This window comes from Aeromicrobium camelliae (genome assembly GCF_003850045.1).
GTDB classification, from domain to species: domain Bacteria; phylum Actinomycetota; class Actinomycetes; order Propionibacteriales; family Nocardioidaceae; genus Aeromicrobium; species Aeromicrobium camelliae.
This window is the reverse complement of record NZ_RQJX01000004.1, coordinates 117,639-135,956: the sequence shown is the minus strand read 5'-3', so window position 1 is coordinate 135,956 and position 18,318 is coordinate 117,639. Positions and strand designations below refer to the sequence as shown.

Annotated in this window: 20 protein-coding genes; 16 read left to right on the top strand and 4 right to left on the bottom strand. The window is 69.2% G+C overall.

Annotation, left to right across the window (positions count from 1 at the left end; genetic code table 11):
* Positions 1–81 precede the first annotated feature (81 nt).
* Positions 82–741: an ACT domain-containing protein gene (locus EHW97_RS04770; RefSeq protein ID WP_124236021.1), complete on the top strand. Its 660-nt coding sequence runs from the start codon at positions 82–84 to the stop codon at positions 739–741.
* 1 nt (position 742) lies between these two features.
* On the opposite strand, the gene EHW97_RS04765 is transcribed toward EHW97_RS04770, so the two are convergent.
* Complete coding sequence (locus EHW97_RS04765) at positions 743–1,639, bottom strand: SDR family oxidoreductase (protein ID WP_124236020.1); 897 nt, start codon at positions 1,637–1,639, stop codon at positions 743–745.
* A gap of 143 nt (positions 1,640–1,782) precedes the next feature.
* Here EHW97_RS04765 and EHW97_RS04760 point away from each other — a divergent pair, with 143 nt between their 5' ends.
* The gene (locus tag EHW97_RS04760) at positions 1,783–3,321 is read left to right on the top strand and encodes a Re/Si-specific NAD(P)(+) transhydrogenase subunit alpha (RefSeq protein ID WP_124236019.1); all 1,539 of its coding nucleotides are present in this window, start codon (positions 1,783–1,785) and stop codon (positions 3,319–3,321) included.
* A 7-nt stretch (positions 3,322–3,328) separates the two neighbouring features.
* Positions 3,329–4,717: a Re/Si-specific NAD(P)(+) transhydrogenase subunit beta gene (pntB, locus tag EHW97_RS04755; protein ID WP_124236018.1), complete on the top strand. Its 1,389-nt coding sequence runs from the start codon at positions 3,329–3,331 to the stop codon at positions 4,715–4,717.
* A gap of 118 nt (positions 4,718–4,835) precedes the next feature.
* Here pntB and EHW97_RS04750 read toward each other — a convergent pair whose 3' ends face one another.
* The 3 genes from EHW97_RS04750 to upp form a co-directional block, all read right to left on the bottom strand.
* Positions 4,836–5,363, bottom strand: coding sequence for an SRPBCC family protein (locus tag EHW97_RS04750; RefSeq protein ID WP_124236017.1), 528 nt, complete (start codon positions 5,361–5,363; stop codon positions 4,836–4,838).
* Complete coding sequence (locus EHW97_RS04745) at positions 5,360–5,710, bottom strand: ArsR/SmtB family transcription factor (RefSeq protein ID WP_124236016.1); 351 nt, start codon at positions 5,708–5,710, stop codon at positions 5,360–5,362. The genes EHW97_RS04750 and EHW97_RS04745 overlap by 4 nt, the downstream gene beginning before the upstream one ends.
* A gap of 69 nt (positions 5,711–5,779) precedes the next feature.
* Positions 5,780–6,418, bottom strand: a complete 639-nt coding sequence (gene upp / locus EHW97_RS04740) for a uracil phosphoribosyltransferase (RefSeq protein ID WP_124236015.1) — start codon at positions 6,416–6,418, stop codon at positions 5,780–5,782.
* Between the two features lie 115 nt (positions 6,419–6,533).
* On the opposite strand from upp, the gene EHW97_RS04735 reads away from it, so the two are divergent.
* From EHW97_RS04735 to EHW97_RS04675, 13 genes are all read left to right on the top strand, one after another.
* The gene (locus EHW97_RS04735) at positions 6,534–7,001 is read left to right on the top strand and encodes a tRNA adenosine deaminase-associated protein (protein WP_124236014.1); all 468 of its coding nucleotides are present in this window, start codon (positions 6,534–6,536) and stop codon (positions 6,999–7,001) included.
* On the top strand, positions 6,998–7,450 hold the full coding sequence (gene tadA / locus EHW97_RS04730) for a tRNA adenosine(34) deaminase TadA (protein WP_279432300.1): 453 nt from the start codon (positions 6,998–7,000) through the stop codon (positions 7,448–7,450). The genes EHW97_RS04735 and tadA overlap by 4 nt, the downstream gene beginning before the upstream one ends.
* A gap of 230 nt (positions 7,451–7,680) precedes the next feature.
* Positions 7,681–8,658 (top strand): sugar ABC transporter substrate-binding protein, encoded by a 978-nt coding sequence (locus EHW97_RS04725; protein WP_166367389.1) that lies wholly within the window; start codon positions 7,681–7,683, stop codon positions 8,656–8,658.
* A gap of 47 nt (positions 8,659–8,705) precedes the next feature.
* The gene (locus EHW97_RS04720) at positions 8,706–10,235 is read left to right on the top strand and encodes a sugar ABC transporter ATP-binding protein (protein WP_124236012.1); all 1,530 of its coding nucleotides are present in this window, start codon (positions 8,706–8,708) and stop codon (positions 10,233–10,235) included.
* Entirely contained in the window at positions 10,228–11,490 is a 1,263-nt protein-coding gene (locus EHW97_RS04715; RefSeq protein ID WP_124236011.1) for an ABC transporter permease, read from the top strand. The genes EHW97_RS04720 and EHW97_RS04715 overlap by 8 nt, the downstream gene beginning before the upstream one ends.
* The gene (locus EHW97_RS04710; RefSeq protein WP_124236010.1) at positions 11,487–11,819 is read left to right on the top strand and encodes an L-rhamnose mutarotase; all 333 of its coding nucleotides are present in this window, start codon (positions 11,487–11,489) and stop codon (positions 11,817–11,819) included. The genes EHW97_RS04715 and EHW97_RS04710 overlap by 4 nt, the downstream gene beginning before the upstream one ends.
* Positions 11,816–12,679, top strand: a complete 864-nt coding sequence (locus tag EHW97_RS04705; RefSeq protein WP_124236009.1) for an amidohydrolase family protein — start codon at positions 11,816–11,818, stop codon at positions 12,677–12,679. Before EHW97_RS04710 ends, EHW97_RS04705 begins: the two co-directional genes overlap by 4 nt.
* Positions 12,676–13,764, top strand: coding sequence for a Gfo/Idh/MocA family protein (locus tag EHW97_RS04700; RefSeq protein ID WP_124236008.1), 1,089 nt, complete (start codon positions 12,676–12,678; stop codon positions 13,762–13,764). Before EHW97_RS04705 ends, EHW97_RS04700 begins: the two co-directional genes overlap by 4 nt.
* Positions 13,761–14,543: an SDR family NAD(P)-dependent oxidoreductase gene (locus EHW97_RS04695; RefSeq protein WP_124236007.1), complete on the top strand. Its 783-nt coding sequence runs from the start codon at positions 13,761–13,763 to the stop codon at positions 14,541–14,543. The genes EHW97_RS04700 and EHW97_RS04695 overlap by 4 nt, the downstream gene beginning before the upstream one ends.
* Entirely contained in the window at positions 14,543–15,928 is a 1,386-nt protein-coding gene (locus tag EHW97_RS04690) for a lyase family protein (RefSeq protein ID WP_124236006.1), read from the top strand. Before EHW97_RS04695 ends, EHW97_RS04690 begins: the two co-directional genes overlap by 1 nt.
* Positions 15,925–16,881, top strand: coding sequence for a thiamine pyrophosphate-dependent dehydrogenase E1 component subunit alpha (locus EHW97_RS04685; protein ID WP_124236005.1), 957 nt, complete (start codon positions 15,925–15,927; stop codon positions 16,879–16,881). The genes EHW97_RS04690 and EHW97_RS04685 overlap by 4 nt, the downstream gene beginning before the upstream one ends.
* Positions 16,874–17,857, top strand: coding sequence for an alpha-ketoacid dehydrogenase subunit beta (locus EHW97_RS04680; RefSeq protein ID WP_124236004.1), 984 nt, complete (start codon positions 16,874–16,876; stop codon positions 17,855–17,857). The genes EHW97_RS04685 and EHW97_RS04680 overlap by 8 nt, the downstream gene beginning before the upstream one ends.
* Complete coding sequence (locus tag EHW97_RS04675; RefSeq protein ID WP_124236003.1) at positions 17,854–18,312, top strand: VOC family protein; 459 nt, start codon at positions 17,854–17,856, stop codon at positions 18,310–18,312. The genes EHW97_RS04680 and EHW97_RS04675 overlap by 4 nt, the downstream gene beginning before the upstream one ends.
* Positions 18,313–18,318 lie beyond the last annotated feature (6 nt).

Below are 18,318 nucleotides of genomic sequence, written 5' to 3'. Positions count from 1 at the left end.
AGCAGTCCACCCGTAGTTCTACGGGTTCGTCCCGGTTGTGTGCTTCACGTACTTGAAACGTGGGTTCGTCACAATGGGGGCATGGCATTCCACTTGCGCGTCGAACTCCCGGACGTCCCGGGATCCCTCGGCGCCTTGGCGACCGCACTCGGTAGTGCGGGCGCCGACATCGAGGCCATCGAGATCGTCGAACACCGCCAGGACGGCTTCGCGGTGGACGACGTGCTCCTCGAACTACCGCCCAGCGTCATGCCGGACGCGCTCATCACCGCCTGTCACGCCCTCGACGGCGTGCGGGTGCACTGGATCTCCCGCTATGCGGCCGGGGTCAACCTCAGCATGGACCTGGAGGCGGTGGAGGCCTTCACCTCGGAGCCGGCCAAAGCGCTCAAGCAGTTCATCGACTTCGTCCCCGCGACCTTCCGCACCGACTGGGCTATGGCTCTCGTCCGCGACATGGGACGAGCCCGTACCGTCTACGCCTCGGCGTCCGCGCCGGAGCTCGTGCCCGCCGCCGACGACTGGCTCGATCTCGACGCCGCCCGCCAGCTGGACGACGTTCCCGAGTGGGACTCGATGGTGCTGGCGGGTGCGCCAGGACGGCTGCGACGCGGACAGCGATTCGTGGTCGTGGTGGGGCGGCACGGCGGTCCGGAGTTCCTGCCGTCGGAGGTCGCGCGGCTCGGCCACATGACCTCGCTCGCGGCCTCGGTGCAGGACAACGAGACCGTCGACTGGTGACTCAGTCGCCGGCCGGTTTGGTCACCGGTACGTGACTGTGGTGGTACCGGCCGAGCGCGTCGACCTCGGCCTCAAGCCGCGGCACGGTGCGGCTGGTGAGTCGACGGATGTAGGGCCAGGTGGCCGGGGAGTTGACGAACGCCTTCGACCAGTTGGCCACCAGCACGCCCTTGGGCACGTAGACGCGCGACTTGCGCTTGAGGAAGCCGCGCAAGATGTGCTCTACGCACTCCCCGACGGTCGTCGTGCTGTTCGCGGGGTAGGGGAGCTTCCCGCGGATGGCCTTGAAGGTCGGGAGGTCCGCTTCGGCGCCGCGCACGATGTCGGTGTCGATCCACGAGGGGTGGCAGACGCCGACCTTGATGCCGAGGTGCGCGACCTCCTGGCGGGTGGCCAGGGCGAGCGACTCGCAGCCGGCCTTGCTCGCCGCGTAGGGCGCGAGGCCCGCGATGCTGGTGAATCCGGCGAGCGAAGAGACGGCGAGCGCGTACCCCCGGGTCTTCTGCAGGTGCGGGATGCTGTGCTTCAACGTGCGGAAGACGCCGTTGAGGTTGATGTCGACGACTCGTTCGAAGGCCGCGTCGTCGATCTGACGCACCGTCCCGTAGGACGCGATGCCGGCGTTGGCGAGCACGTAGTCGATGCGGCCGAAGTGCTGGGCCGCGGCGTCGATCGCGGCTTTGACGGCGGCGCTGTCGCGGACGTCGGCCTCCCACCAGGCGGCGGCGTCGCCGAGTTCGTCGGCGAGCTCGGCGAGCCGGTCCGCTTCCAGCCCGACAAGGGCGACGCGACCCCCGTACGCCACGAAACCGCGGGCAGTGTGGGCGCCGATTCCGCGGGCCGCGCCGGTGATCAGGGCGACTTTGCCGTCGAAGGACGAGGGGGTCAGTGAAGCCATGGCGATCAAGATACCGTTGGTATGTGAAATCTGCCACTGGCAATGTCACATTCACGCTGCACGCGGTCGCCGGGTGCGCCACGTTGTGAGACGGCAATCTCAGGGAGTGGTCAGTATCCGGCTTCGCCGCTATCGTTCGCCGGGTGAAGATCGGAATCGTCACCGAGTCGGCCGCCGGCGAGACACGCGTGTCCGCGACCCCGGCGACCGTGGCCCAACTCCTCAAGCTGGGGTACGACGTCGTCGTCGAGTCCGGAGCCGGCGCGCGTGCCAGCTTCACCGACGACGCCTACGCAGAGGCCGGTGCCGTCGTCGTCGGCACGGACGAGGCGTGGGCGAGTGACGTGGTGCTCAAAGTCAACGCTCCCAACGACGCCGAGATCGCTCGGGTCCGCGAGGGCGCGACGCTGATCAGCCTGCTGAGCCCGGCGCTGAACCCGGACCTCGTCGACAAGCTCGCCGCGCGCCCGATCACTGCGCTGGCGATGGACGCGGTGCCGCGCATCTCGCGCGCCCAGTCGATGGACGTGCTCAGCTCCATGGCGAACATCGCCGGCTACCGCGCCGTCGTCGAGGCCGCCCATGAGTTCGGCCGCTTCTTCACGGGCCAGGTCACCGCGGCCGGCAAGGTCCCGCCCGCGAAGGTGCTCGTCGCCGGTGCCGGTGTCGCGGGCCTCGCGGCCATCGGTGCCGCGAGCAGCCTCGGCGCGATCGTGCGCGCTACCGACCCGCGGCCAGAGGTCGCCGATCAGGTGAAGTCGATCGGCGGCGAATACCTCGCCGTCGAGGTCGAGGAGCAGATGGAGTCCTCCGACGGGTACGCCAAGGCGACCAGCGAGGCGTACGACCGGCGCGCCGCGGAGATCTACTCCGAGCAGGCGAAGGACGTCGACATCATCATCACCACCGCGCTGATCCCGGGCCGGGCCGCTCCGCGCCTCATCACCGCGGCGGACGTCGCCTCGATGAAGCCCGGCAGCGTCATCGTCGACATGGCCGCGGCGCAGGGCGGCAACGTCGAAGGGTCGGTCCCCGGCGAGAAGGTCGTGACCGCCAACGGCGTCACGATCCTCGGGTACACCGACCTCGCCGGTCGACTGCCCACGCAGGCCTCCCAGCTCTACGGCACCAACCTCGTCAACCTCCTCAAACTGCTGACGCCGGGCAAGGACGGGCAGCTCGTCCTCGACTTCGACGACGTCGTGCAGCGCGCCGTGACGGTGGCGCGCGACGGGGAGAAGCTCTGGCCACCGCCGCCCGTCCAAGTCTCCGCCGCTCCCGCCGCGGCGCCGGCTGCTGCCGTACCGGCCGAGCCCAAGCCGGAGAAGCCCGCGCTCACCCAGCAGGGCAAGTACGCTCTCGTGGCGCTCGGCGTCGCCGCGCTGTTCCTCGTGAACGCGTTCGCGCCCGCCCCGCTGCCGCAGCACTTCACCGTGCTGACGCTCGCGGTCGTCATCGGCTACTACGTGATCGGCAAGGTGCACCATGCGCTGCACACGCCGCTCATGAGCGTCACGAACGCGATCAGCGGCATCATCGTCGTCGGTGCGATGCTCCAGCTCTCCGTCGACGACCCGGTGATCCGCACGCTCGCGTTCATCGCCGTGCTCGTGGCCAGTATCAACGTCTTCGGCGGCTTCGCCGTGACCCGACGCATGCTCAGCATGTTCTCGAAGGACTGATCGGTTGATGACCGCTTTCAGCGTGGCCACTGCGGCCTACATCGTCGCTGCCCTGCTCTTCATCCTGAGCCTCGCCGGACTGTCCAAGCACGAGACGGCCCGCCAAGGTGTCACGTACGGCATCGCCGGCATGGTGATCGCCCTCGTGGCCACGTTCATCCTCGTCGTCGACGTCTCGGACACCCTCGGCGTGGTGCTGCTGCTCGCCGCCATGGCGATCGGTGCGGTCATCGGACTCGCCAGGGCGTCGAAGGTCGAGATGACCGGGATGCCCGAGCTCATCGCGCTGCTGCACAGCTTCGTGGGTCTGGCCGCCGTGCTCGTGGGTTGGAACGGCTATCTGCAGCACCCGTCCTACGGGCTGGAGTCGCTCGAGCGCATCCACAGTGCCGAGGTGTTCATCGGCGTCTTCATCGGTGCGGTGACGTTCACCGGATCGATCGTGGCATTCCTCAAGCTCTCGGCCCGCATCAAGTCCGCGCCGCTCATGCTGCCGGGCAAGAACTGGCTCAACATCGGGGCGCTCGCCGCCTTCGTCCTGCTGACGATCTGGTTCGTCATCGATCCGGCGCTGTGGCTGCTCATCCTCGTCACGATCGTCGCGCTCGCGCTCGGCTGGCACCTGGTGGCCTCGATCGGCGGCGGCGACATGCCGGTCGTCGTGTCGATGCTCAACAGCTACTCGGGCTGGGCCGCGGCCGCGTCGGGCTTCCTGCTCAGCAACGACCTGCTCATCGTCACCGGCGCGCTCGTCGGCTCCTCGGGTGCGTACCTCTCCTACATCATGTGCAAGGCGATGAACCGCTCGTTCATCTCCGTGATCGCAGGCGGCTTCGGCATCGAGGCCGCGACCGGTGACGACACCGATTACGGCGAGCACCGCGAGGTCAACGCGGAGGAGACCGCCGAACTGCTGCGGAACGCCTCGTCCGTGATCATCACGCCGGGCTACGGGATGGCCGTCGCACAGGCGCAGTACCCGGTCGCCGATCTCGTCCGGCGCTTGCGGGAGAAGGGCGTCGAGGTGCGCTTCGGCATCCACCCGGTCGCCGGGCGGCTCCCGGGCCACATGAACGTCCTGCTCGCCGAGGCGAAGGTCCCGTACGACATCGTCCTCGAGATGGACGAGATCAACGACGACTTCGCCGAGACGTCCGTCGTGCTCGTGATCGGTGCCAACGACACGGTGAACCCGGCTGCCTCGGAGGACCCGAGCAGCCCGATCGCGGGCATGCCGGTGCTGCACGTGTGGGAAGCCGAGAACGTCGTGGTGTTCAAACGGTCGATGGCGGCCGGTTACGCCGGTGTGCAGAACCCGCTGTTCTTCCGCGAGAACACGCAGATGCTCTTCGGCGACGCCAAAGAACGCGTCGAAGACATCATCCGCGCCCTCTGATCCCGAGGCGATTCGAGACCGGTCACGCAACGTGCTCTCGCGCCATCGCGGCGCTTTGTAGGTGGTCGAGTTGGCGCGAGGAACGAGGGCCGTATCGAGACCAGCCGGCCGCAGCCTCCTATTTGGTCGGGTTGGGCGGTGCGAGGGCGGCGGCGATGGCGACGTAGTGGTCGCGGAGGGCGGGGTAGTAATCGTCCCACTCGACGGTGTCGGCATCGCGACCCGACTCGGCGGCGACGAGCCGGTCGAGGTAGTACTCCCAGCCGGGGCCGGTGCTCTCGATCGTCGAGACGTCGTCGATGACCTGCGACATCGTGAGCGTGGTGACGCCGTCCTCCTCGCGGAGCTCGAGGGTGAGATACCAGGCACCGAAATCGTCCACGGCGTCGATCCGCAGGAGGTGCGGCGGCTCGCATGCGCGGATGTCGTAGCGCGACGGCGGAATGTCCTCGTCCTCGGCGTTCATCGTGAAGGTGACGAAGCCGTCGGCCGGATCCCCGGTCCACGTGCCGATCCAGCGCTCGAACCGATCGGATTCGGTGACGGCGGCCCACACGTCGTGAACGGGCGCGCGGAAGGTGCGCTCCCAGACGAGGGCATCGGCGTCGTCGCGCCGCTCGCGGCGGCCGGTGGGGGTGGTGGTCATGCGGTGTCCTCCGCGGCCGCGGCGCGGCGGCGGTCTCGGGTGGTACGGCGCACCTCGGTGGCGAGAGCGTCGAGGGTGTGTTCGGGCAGCCGCGGCTGTCGCATCAGTCCGGTGACGAAGCTGCGCACCTCGGCGAGCGGCTCGGTGCGCAGCCGATAGTGCCGCTCGCGCCCCAGCTCGTCGGCCTCGACGAGCCCGGCCTCAGACAGCACGCGCAAGTGCCGACTGATGGCCGGCCGCGAGACGGGGTGCGCGTCGGCGAGGTCGACCACCCGTGCCGGCCCGCACGAAAGCTGCGTCAAAAGCTCGCGGCGCAACGGGTCGGCGAGAGCGTCGAACACATCCATGGAGGAAACGTAACCGAATGGTTACCAATCTGCCAAGGGCTGACGCCCGGGTTGGTGCGGGGTGGACTCTCAGACGACGCCGTAGAGACGGTCGCCGGCGTCGCCGAGGCCCGGGACGATGTAACCGTTCTCGTCCAGACGCTCGTCGAGCGCAGCCGTCACGATCGTGACCGGGACGTCGACGTGCTCGAGTTCCTTCTCGAGCCGGCGGACGCCCTCGGGAGCCGCGAGGAGCGTGATGGCGGTGATGTGGTCGATGCCGCGGCGGACGAGGAAGTCGATCGCCATCGCGAGCGTCCCGCCGGTGGCGAGCATCGGGTCGAGCAGGTAGCACTGCCGGCCGGAGAGGTCCTCGGGAAGGCGCTCGGCGTAGGTCTCGGCCTTGAGGGTCTCCTCGTTGCGGATCATGCCGAGGAAGCCGACCTCGGCAGTGGGCAGCAGGCGCTGCATCCCCTCGAGCATTCCCAGACCGGCCCGCAGGATCGGGACGACGAGCGGCGCCGGGGACGTGAGCCGGACGCCCTTGGTCGGCGCGACGGGCGTGGTGATGTCGGCAGGTTCGACGCGGACTTCGCGGGTCGCCTCGTACGCCAGGAGCGTCACGAGTTCCTCGGTCAGTCGCCGGAAGGTGGGTGAGTCGGTGGTCGCCTCGCGCAACACCGTGAGCTTGTGAGCGACGAGCGGGTGGTCGACGACGTGAACCTGCATGGTCCGAGGGTAGCGGTCCGTTGCCCCGGTCCGGTTCACTTGTCCTCGACTAGCGGCGGTACCCCGTGGTCTGTCACGATGGCGGACGGAACAGCGGTGAGCCCGAGGAGGGATCGTGGCCGAGGACGATGTGGACTTCGTGGTCGCCGCCTATCGCGACGACGGCGACTGGTCCGTCATGGAACTTCCCCCGAGCCTCGGTGAGGACTTCGCAGGGCTGAGCGAGTCGCTGCGCCGCTTCCCGTCCGAGGTCGGTGTGCTCGGCATGGTCTCGGTCAAGGATGACTTCTTCGTCATCGTCCGCCGCAGCGGCACTCAGGTGCGCGTGCTGCTCTCGGACAACACGGCCGCGCTCGATTATCCGCTCGCGGCGGACGTAGCCGAGGTGCTCGATGCACCGGACCCAGAGGATGACGACACCGTCGAGCCGATCGGCGACCTCGACATTCTCAGCGACCTCGGGCTCGCATCGGTCGAACTCTCGTTGCTGTGCGAGGACGACGACCTCTACCCGGACGAGGTGCTGCTCGACATCGCCCAGCGTCTGGGCTTCCGCGAGCAGATGGAGACGATCGTCGGGTGACGCCGGACGAGGCCTGGATGCGCCGGGCTTTGGAGCTGGCGGCGGCCGCGGGCGCCGAAGGCGACGTCCCCGTCGGTGCGATCGTCGTCTCGGCCGACGGTCAGATCCTCGGCGAGGGTCGTAACACGCGCGAACGCGACGCCGACCCGACCGGCCACGCCGAGATCGACGCAATGCGCCAGGCTGCTCGCGCGGTCGGCGAGTGGCGGCTCGAGGGCTGCACCCTCGTCGTCACGTTGGAGCCCTGCACGATGTGCGCGGGCGCGCTCGTCTCGGCCCGGGTCGCTCGCCTGGTGTTCGGCGCCTTCGACGACAAGGCCGGCGCCGTCGGGTCCTTGTGGGACGTCGTCCGCGACCGTCGCCTGAATCATCGCCCCGAGGTGCACGCCGGGGTGCTCGCCGCCGAATCCACCGCGCTGCTTCAGCAGTTCTTCGCCGACCGGCGCTGACCCTCGCGGTCCTTCGTCGGCGCGCTACGAACGTCGCGTCGAACGAGTTTGGACAAAACCCTTGCCATGGTGACGACGGTCACGTAATGTCCATGATCAAACGTTTGACCACGGACCGAACACTCTCCGGGGGGGGAGATGCGGCCCGCGGTTCGGCGTCGTCCACGGAGACCCCGGTCGCTGGGAGGGGGCTCCTCGCCCACCACTCGGCTCACCGAATGGAGAATCACATGCGCAAGCCCATCACTGCGACCGCTCTTACGGCGGCGGTCCTCGCTCTGTCCGCCTGCGGCCAAGCCGGCGGCGAGGAGTCGTCGTCGAGCGAGGACCTCACGGTCGGCGTCGCCAACCTCGGACTCAGCTTCCCGTTCCCCTCGTCCATCGGCGAGGGAATCCGGGCGAAGGCCGACGAACTCGGCGTCGAGCTCGTCGAACTCGACGGTCAGGGGAAGACCGAGAAGCAGGCCAACGACGTTCAGGACCTGATCAACCAGCAGCCTGACGGCGTGCTGCTGCTCCCGGTCGACTCCGGCGTCGCAGTCGGGCTCGCCGATCAACTCGACGCGGCCGGCATCCCGACGGTGGCCGTCGCCTCGCAGGTGGGCGACCCGAAGGAGCGTGAACTCGATGATGTGTACCCCACGCTCGCCGCGCTCGTGACGCAGCAGGAGCTCGACGCGGGAGCGACCGCGGGTGAGCTGGCGTTGAAGGCCGCCCCCGAGGGCGGAAAGCTCGCGGTCGTCGAGGGAGCAGCCGGTTTCGCCGAGGTCGAGCTCCGGTTCGCCCGTTTCCTCGATCCGGCGAAGGAGGCCGGTGTCAACTTCGACGTGGTGGCCAGCCAGCCTGGTGACTGGACCGCGGAGGGTGCGCAGTCGGCGTGCCAGAACATGCTCGCCAGCGACCCCGACATCGACCTGTTCTACGCCGAGAGCGACGACATGGCGGTCGGTTGCGCCAACGCTGTCGAGTCGGCGGGCAGCGACGCCAAGGTCGTCGGGATCGGCGGATCGAAGCTGGGCGTCGACGGCGTGACCAGCGGCAAGATCTTCGGCACGGTGTGCTTCAAGCCCCGCGATCTCGGTGAGCTCGCCATGCAGACGATGTACGACTACCTGACCGGTGAGACGACCGAGGAGGCGCAGTTCGTCACCTACGAGACGCCCGCCATCGATCAGAGCAACGTCGACGAGTGCGTCCCGCAGTGGTGAGGCGCGAGCTTCGCTGACGCCACCCCTCTGACCGACAGGAGATCGCCATGAGCAGCACGGACTCGGCCACGCCAGTCTTGGAGCTCGTCGACTTGACCAAGACCTTCCCCAACGGCACCCGCGCCCTCCGCGGCGTCGATCTGGCCGTCACCGCCGGTTCGGTGCACGGGCTCGTCGGGGCGAACGGCGCGGGCAAGTCCACGCTGATCAAGTGCGTGAGCGGCGTCCAGCCGCCGAGCGAAGGGGAGATCCGCTGGAAGGGCCGGCCGGTGCAGTGGAGGAACCCCGGTGAGGTCGTCGCCTCAGGGCTGGCGACGATCCACCAGCACGTTCCCTTGGTGCCGACCCTCAGCGCACTGGAGAACGTCTTCCTGTCCGAAGGCGGACCGCACCGGATGACCCTCTCGATGCGAGAGCGCTTCTCCGCGCTCGTCGAGCGGCTCGGCTATGAGATCGACCCTGATCAGCAGGTGGGCACGATGCCCATCGGCTCGCGGCAGATGGTGGCGATCCTCCAGGCGCTCGCCCTGGGGGCCGAGCTCGTGATCATGGACGAGCCGACCGCCTCCTTGTCGGCGTCGGAGCGGCTGATCGTTCTCGATGCGGTGCGCCGCCTCGCGGCCGACGGCACGACCTTCATCTTCATCTCGCACTTCCTCGACGAGATCCTCGAGATCACCGACCACGTGACGGTGCTGCGCGACGGTCGGGCGATCCTCGACCGTCCGACGGCCGACCTGGACGAGAGCGAACTCGTCCAGGCCATCGCGGGCCGTGAACTCCTGGCTGCACAGCGCCACGTCGCTGAGGCGAGCGAGGGGCGGGAGACCGTGCTGGAGGTCGAGCAGCTGGGGGCCGAGGTCGGCGTCAGCGAGGTGTCGTTCACGGTCCGCGCCGGGGAGGTGGTCGGTCTCGCCGGCCTCCTCGGCTCGGGCCGGTCCGAGATCCTCAACGCCGTGTTCGGGGCGGACTCCACTCGTACCGGCACGGTCCGTGTCGACGGTCACGCGGTGGCCGCCAACCCGCGGGCGGCGGTGCACGCCGGGATCGCCTACGTGCCGGAGGACCGCGTGTCGCAGGGGCTGTTCGTCGATCAGCCGCTGTGGAAGAACATCAGCATCCCGTACCTCGACCGGTTCTCGCTGCGCCGGCTACTGCCGCGAGAGCGTCACGAGCGCGAACGAGCGCAGCGGGCGATCGAGGAGCTGGGCATCGTCGCCTCGGGCCCCGATGCACTGCCGAGCGAGCTGTCGGGCGGCAATGCCCAGAAGGTCGTCTTCGCCAAATGGATGCACGCGCCGACGCGGGTCTGGCTGCTCGACGAGCCCACCGCGGGTATCGACGTCGGCGCCAAGGCCGATCTGCTGGGCGTCGTCGCTCAGCTCGCCGCCCAAGGGCAGGCCGTCGTGGTCGCGTGCAGCGACTTCGAGGAGCTGCTCTCGGTCGCGACACGGGTCCTCGTCGTCCGGGGCGGCCGGATCGTCGCCGACGTCGAGGCGCATCGCACCACCGAGGAAGAACTCATCACCCTGGCGCATGGGCTGGGGTCCACCCCACGAGAGGTCACTCATGCCTGAACTCCGTACCGCCGGGCGCTCGCTGCCGTCCTGGCTGCAGCTGAGCAACGCCGGCGTCGTCTACGCCTTCTGTGTGCTCGTCGCCGTGCTCAGCGTGGCCACCGCGATGTCCGGGCGGCCGAGCTACGTCTCACCCAACAACATCTCCAATGTGATGGATCAGGCCGCGTTGCTGGGGATCATCGCGGTGACGACCACGATCGTGCTGATCTCGGGCAACTTCGACCTGTCGGTCGGCTCCGTGGCGGCGCTCGGAGCCGCGACCTGCCTCGTCCTGATGCCGTCGCTCGGTTTCTGGGGGGCCTTCGTGGCCGCACTCCTCGTCGGAGCCGGCGTCGGCCTGTTCAACGGGGTGGTGGTCCAATACATCGGCATCAACGCCTTCATCGTGACGTTGGGAACGATGACGGCTGTGCGAGGTCTGGTCCTCATCCTCACCGACGGCCGCACGATCACCGCTGAGACGGGAGCCGCGCGGGACAGCTTGCGGGCCCTGGACGCGTCTCGCTGGGTGACCCCGAACCTGTACCTGATCGCCGGAGTGGCGCTGCTGCTGTGGGGCGCGTGGCGCTGGTGGAGCACGCGTCGCGCAGGTCGACCGGTGACGCAACTGAACGTGCTCGTACCCCTCGGTGCCGGCGTTCTGCTGGTCGCACTCTCGCCAGTGCTCATCCTGACCATCGAGCTCAGCCAGCGCGCCATCTACATGCTGGTCATCGTCGCAGTCGCCGCCTGGGTGTTGCGGTTCACGACGATCGGCCGCCGGCTCTACGCCACGGGCGGGAACGCGGAGGCCGCGCGGCTGTCGGGCATCGCCGTCAACCGCTATCGCGTCGTCCCGTTCGTGCTCAACGGCGTCGCCGCCGCGTTCGTCGGTGTCCTCTACGCGTCCCGGCTCACCTCGATCAACCCCACGGGCCTCAACGGGTTCGAGCTGACCGCCCTGGCGGCGGCGATCCTCGGCGGCACCTCGCTGTTCGGCGGACTGGGCAGTGTCGTGAAGTCGTTGATCGGGGCGCTGATCCTCATCACGCTCGCCAACGGCTTCAACATCCTCAACCTCGGGGCGAACTACCAGGGCCTCATTCAAGGTGTCGTGCTGATCGTCGCGGCCGGCATGTACACGATCGCGCTCCGCCGGCGGCAGCGTGTGAAGTTGCGAACTGTGGCACCGGCGCCGAATGACCGTCCGTCCGGGTCGGCCGCGGAACGCGAAGCCGACCTCGTGGCGACGGGCTCCAGCGAGCAGCGATGAGGGCCGCGGTATTGCACAGCGTGCTGATCTCGGGGCGCGAGGAGGACTACGACCGGGAGCATCGGGAGATCCCCGCCGATCTCCTCGCCCTGCTGCGCAGCGCGGGAGTCCGGGACTGGGCGATCTGGCGCGATGGGCGCGACCTGCTCCACGTCATCGACACCGACGACTACGAGGCGGTCGCGGAACGCATCGCGGGTCATCCGGCTGATGTGCGCTGGCAGGAGCAGATGGCCGAACTCGTCGAGGGGTTCAGGGAGGTCGACGCCATCCCGCCGCTGCGCGCGCCGCGGCTGGTCTGGTCGATGCGAGAACAGGAGGAGCGATGATCGACGGTCTGCGTGTCATCGACGCGCATCAACACCTGTGGGACCTGGAGACCGGCGAGTACTCCTGGCTCACGCCCGAGGCCGGAGCCATCTACCGCAGCTTCCAGGTGGAGGACGCCGAACCGCTGGTCGCCGCCAGCGGCGTGGACGACATCGTGCTCGTCCAGGCGGCCGGGAACCTGGCCGACACCCGCGCGATGATCGGCGCGGCAGACCGGTGGGAGCGGGTCGTGGGCATCGTGGCCTGGGCCCCGCTGACCGACGAAGCGGCGACTGCGCAGGTCCTCGAGGAGTACGCCACCGACCGGCGCATCGTCGGAGTCCGTCATCAGAACCACGACGAGCCGGACCCGGACTGGCTCGTGCGAGCCGACGTGGCACGTGGTCTGGCCCGAGTGGAGCAGGCCGGTCTCTCGTACGACGTGATCGCCGTGGTCCCGCGTCATCTGGAGCTCGTCCCCGTGCTCGCTGAGCGTTTTCCTGAGCTCCGACTGGTCATCGATCACCTGGCCAAGCCGCCGCTGGCAGCAGGTGATCTCCGCGAGTGGGAGGCATCGCTGCGCCGCGCCGCGGCGTACCCCCAGGTCACCGCCAAGGTCTCCGGCCTGGATACCGCCGCCGCGCCGGGGTACACCGCGGCAGATCTTCGGCCCGCCCTCGACATCGCGCTCGAGTGCTTCGGCGCCGAGCGGTTGATGTTCGGGACCGACTGGCCGGTGAGCGTCCTCGGCGGCGGTTACGCCCGCTGGTGGGAGGTTCTGTGTGAGCTCCTGGAGCCGCTGACCACCGAGGAACGAGCCGCGATCCTGGCCGACACCGCAGCCGCTGTCTACCGCATCACGCAGGAGGTGCCCGCATGAGCGGACCCGAGATCTGGTCGGACGTCGCCCACGACGTCGACCTCGCCGTGCCACCGGAACTACGCCGTCGGATCGGCGTGATCGGCGCCGGAGCCATCGTCGACAATGCGCACCTGCCCGCCTATGCGGCGGCCGGTCTGGAGGTCGTCGCGATCTATGACCTCGACACCGAGCGAGCGGCCGATGTCGCGTCTCGCCACGGCATCCCGACCATCCATACGTCGCTGGAGGACCTGCTCGACGACCCGGCAGTCGAGATCGTCGACATCGCTGTGGTCGCCAGCGCCCAGCCGCAGATCGTGCGGCAAGCGGTCGCGCGGGGCAAGCACATGCTCTGCCAGAAGCCGTTCGCCCCGGACCTGGAGACCGGTCGTGAACTCGTTGAGCTGGCGCGTGCAGCCGGCGTCCACGTCGCGGTCAACCAGCAGATGCGTTTCGAGGAGGGCATCGCAGCGGCGCGCTCGATCGTGCAGCGCGGTTGGATCGGACGTCCCACGGCCATCGAGTTCCGCACCGATATCGTCACGGACTGGTCGGACTGGCCCTGGCTGCTGACCTCCGATCGCCTCGAGATCAGCTACCACTCGATCCACTACCTGGATTCGATCCGCTCCATTCTCGGAGACCCCGAACGGGTCTTCTGCGTGGGCGGATCCCGGCCAGGTCAGGCGGCACGCGGTGAGACCCGCACGATGTCGACCCTCGTCTATCCCGACGGGGTCAGCGCGGTGCTGCACGTCAACCACGAGAACATCGCCGGGGACTTCCGCGCCGAGTTCCGGATCGACGGGTCGGAGGGCTCCGTGCGCGGCACCCTCGGACTGCTCTATGACTACCCGCACGGCAGGCCCGACACCCTCGAACTGTTCAGCCGCGTGCTTCCCACCGACGGTTGGTTGCCGTACCCGGTGACCCGCCGTTGGATCCCGGACGCCTTCGTCGGGCCGATGGCCGGGTTGCTCCGCGCGATCGCCGACGGAACGGAGGCGCCCACCGCGGCGGCCGACAACCTCGGCACCCTCGCGCTCGTCGAGGCGCTCTACACGTCGATGTCCACCCACGAGGCTCAGAAGGTCGACGCATGAGCGCGCCCCGCACCGTTCTCATCACCGGCGGAGCCGGTGGCCTGGGACGCGCGTGCGCCGCCCGTCTCGCGGAGGATGCGACGGACATCGTGCTGGCGGATCTGCCGTCCGAGCGACTCGACCGGGCCGCGGCGGAACTGTCCGAGGCCGTGACCTCCGAGAGCTGCACCGTCCACGCCCTCGGCGTCGATCTCTCCGAGCGTGAGCAGTGCCGGGCTCTCCCCGAGAAGGCACTGGCCGCGGCGGGCGCGTCCCGGCTCAACGTGCTCGTCAGCGCGGTCGGCATCATGCGCACCACGCCGCTGTCACAGATCTCCGCGGAGCAGTGGGACCGCACCTTGGATGTCAATCTCGGCGGTGTGGTGGCAACGGTTCAAGGAGCGGCCGATCTGATGGAGAACGGGAGCATCGTGCTGATCTCCTCGGTCGCCGGACGCTCCGGGCGCCCGAACGCCGCCGATTATGCGGCTTCGAAGGCGGCCCTGCTGTCGTTCACCAAGTCCGCTGCCCTGGCGTACGGGCCGAGGGCTCGGGTGAATGCCGTGTGCCCCGGCGTCTTCCTCACCGACATGTGGGCCGGCATCATCCGCGATCGCGACGAGCAGTTCGGTCCCGGTGCCGGGGAGCAGTACCTGTCGGAGCTGGCCGCTCGAACGGCACTCGGGCGCGTCGGTGATCCCGACGAACTCGCCCGCGTGGTGGCTTTTCTCGCCGGCGAGGGGTCGGCTTTCGTGACCGGACAGGCGATCAACGTCGACGGCGGACTGGAGATGCACTGATGACGACACCCATGCCCGCCCGCGGGCTGGACCTGCTGGCCGAGCTGTACGGCGACCGTGAGATGGCCGCCGTCTTCTCCGCCTCGAACACGATCGACGGCTGGAAGAAGGTCGAGGCCGCACTGGCACACGCGCAAGGCCGGCTCGGGATCATCGACCCGGAACGGGCCGCTGCGATCGAGCAGGTGTGCGCCGATCCGGCGAGCATCGACGAGGACGCCCTCTGGGAGAGTGCCCGCAACGTCGGCTACCCGATCCTCGGCCTGGTCCGACAGCTCGATGCGGCGTTGGCGCCGCAGCACCGCGGCAGCGTTCACCTCGGCGCCACCACGCAGGACATCATGGACAGCGGTCTGGCGCTGCAGCTCGACGCTGCGTTGGCGGTGCTCGAGCGTCGGCTCAGGAGCCTCGGCGACGCCCTCGCCGCTCTCACGGCCGAGCATGCCGAGACGGTGATGGCCGGCCGGACCCACGGTCAGCAGGCGGTTCCGACGACGTTGGGAGCCAAGCTCGGCGTCTATCTCGCTGAGGTGACGCGCCACCGTTCTCGCCTCCTCGAGTGCCGGGACGACGTTCGTCGGGTCTCGCTGTTCGGGGCCGGGGGAACGTCGGACGCGCTGGGTGACCGAGCCGCGAAGATCCGCACGATCGTCGCCGAGCGTCTCGGGCTCGTCGACGCGACGGTCCCCTGGCACGCTTCGCGCGATGCGATCGTCCATGTGGCCGCGGTGTGTGTCGGCAGCGCCACCAGCGCCTCTCGACTCGCCCGGGAGGTGACAGACCTGTCGCGGACGGAGATCGGCGAGGTGACCGAAGCGGTGGGGCACCACCGCGGCGCTTCGTCGACGATGCCGCAGAAGTCGAACCCCATCTTCAGCGAATCGATCATCGGCTTCGCGGTGTCGGCCCGGACGGCCTTCACGGGTCTGTCCCGGGCGGCGGAGGTCGGCCACGAGCGGTCGGCCGGTGAGTGGCAGATCGAGTGGTCCCTCATCCCGGCGCTGTTCGTCGACACGGCCTCTGCCCTCGCCCTGGCCGCCGAACTGGTCGAGACCCTGGCGGTGCACCCGGACCGGATGCGCGCCAACCTCGACGCCGACGGCGGCCTCATCATGAGCGAGTCGGCGATGATCGCCCTCGCACCGCACTTGGGACGAGAAGAGGCTCACGACGCCGTCTACGCCCTCGCTCAGCAGGCGAGGCGGGAGTGCGTCACGCTGCAGCAGGTCTTGACCGCGTGGCTCGCCGATCATCCGCACCTGCCCTCCATCGAACTCGACGCGACGACAGCGACGGGCGACGCGTCGCAGATCGCGGCTGCCGCCGTGGGCGCGTGGCGAAGCGAGCTCGCGACCCACCCCCGACCCTGGAAGGACCCCGCATGAACGACATCATCACCCGCGGTCTCGACGACTTGTCCGCGATGTGGCGCATCCGCGCGTTGGAAGAGAAGATCCGCGAGCTCCGCCTCGCCGACCAGGTGGTCGGATCGGTCCACCTCGCGATCGGGCAGGAGTCTGTCGCGGTCGGAGCCTGTAGCGAACTGCGCGCCCACGACGCGCTCTACGCCACCTACCGGGGGCACGGCTGGGCCGTCGCCCGAGGCGTGCCGCCGCGCGAGATCTTCGGCGAGGTGCTGGGGCGGGTCAGCGGCGTCAACGGTGGACGCGGCGGATCGGCCCACTTCTCGGCACCCCAGCACGGGTTCCACGGCGAGAACTCGATCGTCGGGGCCGGCGCCCCCATCGCCGTCGGCGCCGCACTCGCCGCCCGGTACGACGGCAGCGGCCGCATCGCGATGACCGTGTTCGGCGACGGTGCCATGAATCAGGGCGCGGTCACCGAGGCGATGAACTTCGCGGCCGCCTTCGGTCTCGGCGTGATCTTCATCTGCGAGAACAACCGCTACTCCGAGCTGACGCCGATCAATGACATGGTCGCCAACCCGGACCTGTCGCAGCGCGCGACGGCGCTCGGTATCCCGGCCGTCCGCGTAGACGGCAACGACCTCGCGCAGGTCCGGACGGCGGTCCGTCTCTCGGTCGAGTCGGCCGTCGCAGGACGCGGCCCCTCCTTCATCGAGGCGCACACGCAGCGCCTCGTCGGCCACTACATCGGCGACGCCGAGCAGTACCGGCCGGCGGGTGAGCTCGACGCCGACCGCGAGGTGGAACCCATCGCCGCGCTGACGCGCACGCTCCTCGCCTCGGGCGTGGGGCAGGAGACGCTCGACCGGTGCGAGCGCCGCGCGCGTGAGGAGATGGACCGTGCCGCCGCGGCCGCTCTCGCCGACCCCCTCGTCGACCCCGCTACCGCCAAGGAGCACCTGTATGCCTGAGATCGTCAAGCTCAACGTGGGCGGTGCCGTGAACGCCGCCCTCGCGCGCGCCCTCGAGGAGATGCCCGAGACGCTGCTGTACGGCGAGGACGTCGGGAAGCCGGGAGGCGTCTTCGGCGTGTCTCGCGGCCTGCAGAAAAGGTTCGGTGACCGGGTGTTCGATACCCCGATCAGCGAGACCGCGATGCTCGGCGCCGCCGTGGGTGCCGCCAGCTTCGGGCGCCGGCCGATCGTCGAGATCATGTGGATCGACTTCTCGCTCGTGGCGTTCGATCAGATCGTCAACCAGGCGGCCAACGTCCGCTACGTCTCGGAGGGGCGCACCGCTGCGCCGCTGACGATCCGCACCCAGCAGGGCACCGCACCGGCGGCGTGCGCGCAGCACTCCCAGAATCTCGAGGCGCTGCTGCTGCACGTTCCCGGCATTCGCGTCTGCATGCCGCGGACCGCGCAGGACTCCTACGACCTGCTGCTCTCGGCCATCGCATGCGATGACCCGACGGTCGTGATCGAGAACCGCACGCTGTACGCCGGCACGAAGCAGGAAGTCACCGTCGGTCAGCCGATCGCGCCGATCGGCGGCCATCGCCGTCCGCGCAGCGGTGACGACGTCACCGTCGTGACGTGGGGTGCCATCACGCAGAAGGTCCTCGATGCGGCTGATCGACTCGAAGCCGACGGGGTCGGGGTCGATGTGATCGAGGCGGTCTGGCTCAACCCCTTCGACGACGAGGCGGTTCTCGAGAGCGTGGGGCGCACGGGACGACTCGTCGTCGTCCACGAGGCCGCGCGGACCGGCGGGTTCGGTGCCGAGGTGGTGAGCCGGGTCGTCGAATCCGGTGCCCAGCTGGCCGTGCCGCCGCGCCGCGTCGCGTTGAAGGACTCGCGGATCCCGTCCGCACCCCAGCTCGCGGCAGCGCTCCTGCCGCAGACGGACGAGATCGAGACGGCGTTGCGCGAGGTGGTGCGGTCATGAAGGGCGTGTGGCATTTCAGCTTCACCGTGGCGGACATCGACCGCTCCGTCGCCTTCTACACCGACGTTCTCGGTCTCGAACTCGTCCATCAGCAGGACCAGGACAACGCGTACACGCGGGCACTAGTCGGGTACGAGGACGCGTCGCTGCGGATCGCGCAGCTCGCCGTTCCCGGGCAGCCCCGCGCCGCGTCCACGCACGACCTCGAGCTGGTGCAGTACGTGACGCCCCAGGGTGAGCCGTTCGGCCCCGGCCGCCATCGGCCGGGGGCTTCGCACATGGCGTTCTGCGTCGAGGATGCCCTCGCCGAACACGAACGGCTCGAGGCGCGCGGCGTGCGGTTCGTGTCGCCGCCGCAGGCGATCACCGAGGGGCGTAACCGCGGGGGTTATACGTGCTACTTTCTTGACCCGGACGACATCACGCTCGAGCTGGTTCAGCCACCCCCGGCCTGAGATCGA

Excerpts from the sequence above, each read along its gene's own strand:
- EHW97_RS04685 (WP_124236005.1), top strand. The coding sequence starts at position 15,925 with ATGAACGACATCATCACCCGCGGTCTCGACGACTTGTCCGCGATGTGG.
- EHW97_RS04720 (WP_124236012.1), top strand. The coding sequence starts at position 8,706 with ATGAGCAGCACGGACTCGGCCACGCCAGTCTTGGAGCTCGTCGACTTG.
- EHW97_RS04770 (WP_124236021.1), top strand. The coding sequence starts at position 82 with ATGGCATTCCACTTGCGCGTCGAACTCCCGGACGTCCCGGGATCCCTC.
- EHW97_RS04690 (WP_124236006.1), top strand. The coding sequence starts at position 14,543 with ATGACGACACCCATGCCCGCCCGCGGGCTGGACCTGCTGGCCGAGCTG.
- EHW97_RS04680 (WP_124236004.1), top strand. The coding sequence starts at position 16,874 with ATGCCTGAGATCGTCAAGCTCAACGTGGGCGGTGCCGTGAACGCCGCC.
- EHW97_RS04725 (WP_166367389.1), top strand. The coding sequence starts at position 7,681 with ATGCGCAAGCCCATCACTGCGACCGCTCTTACGGCGGCGGTCCTCGCT.
- EHW97_RS04695 (WP_124236007.1), top strand. The coding sequence starts at position 13,761 with ATGAGCGCGCCCCGCACCGTTCTCATCACCGGCGGAGCCGGTGGCCTG.
- EHW97_RS04705 (WP_124236009.1), top strand. The coding sequence starts at position 11,816 with ATGATCGACGGTCTGCGTGTCATCGACGCGCATCAACACCTGTGGGAC.
- EHW97_RS04675 (WP_124236003.1), top strand. The coding sequence starts at position 17,854 with ATGAAGGGCGTGTGGCATTTCAGCTTCACCGTGGCGGACATCGACCGC.
- upp (WP_124236015.1), bottom strand. The coding sequence starts at position 6,418 with ATGCAGGTTCACGTCGTCGACCACCCGCTCGTCGCTCACAAGCTCACG.
- EHW97_RS04750 (WP_124236017.1), bottom strand. The coding sequence starts at position 5,363 with ATGACCACCACCCCCACCGGCCGCCGCGAGCGGCGCGACGACGCCGAT.
- pntB (WP_124236018.1), top strand. The coding sequence starts at position 3,329 with ATGACCGCTTTCAGCGTGGCCACTGCGGCCTACATCGTCGCTGCCCTG.
- EHW97_RS04765 (WP_124236020.1), bottom strand. The coding sequence starts at position 1,639 with ATGGCTTCACTGACCCCCTCGTCCTTCGACGGCAAAGTCGCCCTGATC.
- EHW97_RS04710 (WP_124236010.1), top strand. The coding sequence starts at position 11,487 with ATGAGGGCCGCGGTATTGCACAGCGTGCTGATCTCGGGGCGCGAGGAG.
- EHW97_RS04745 (WP_124236016.1), bottom strand. The coding sequence starts at position 5,710 with ATGGATGTGTTCGACGCTCTCGCCGACCCGTTGCGCCGCGAGCTTTTG.
- EHW97_RS04715 (WP_124236011.1), top strand. The coding sequence starts at position 10,228 with ATGCCTGAACTCCGTACCGCCGGGCGCTCGCTGCCGTCCTGGCTGCAG.
- EHW97_RS04700 (WP_124236008.1), top strand. The coding sequence starts at position 12,676 with ATGAGCGGACCCGAGATCTGGTCGGACGTCGCCCACGACGTCGACCTC.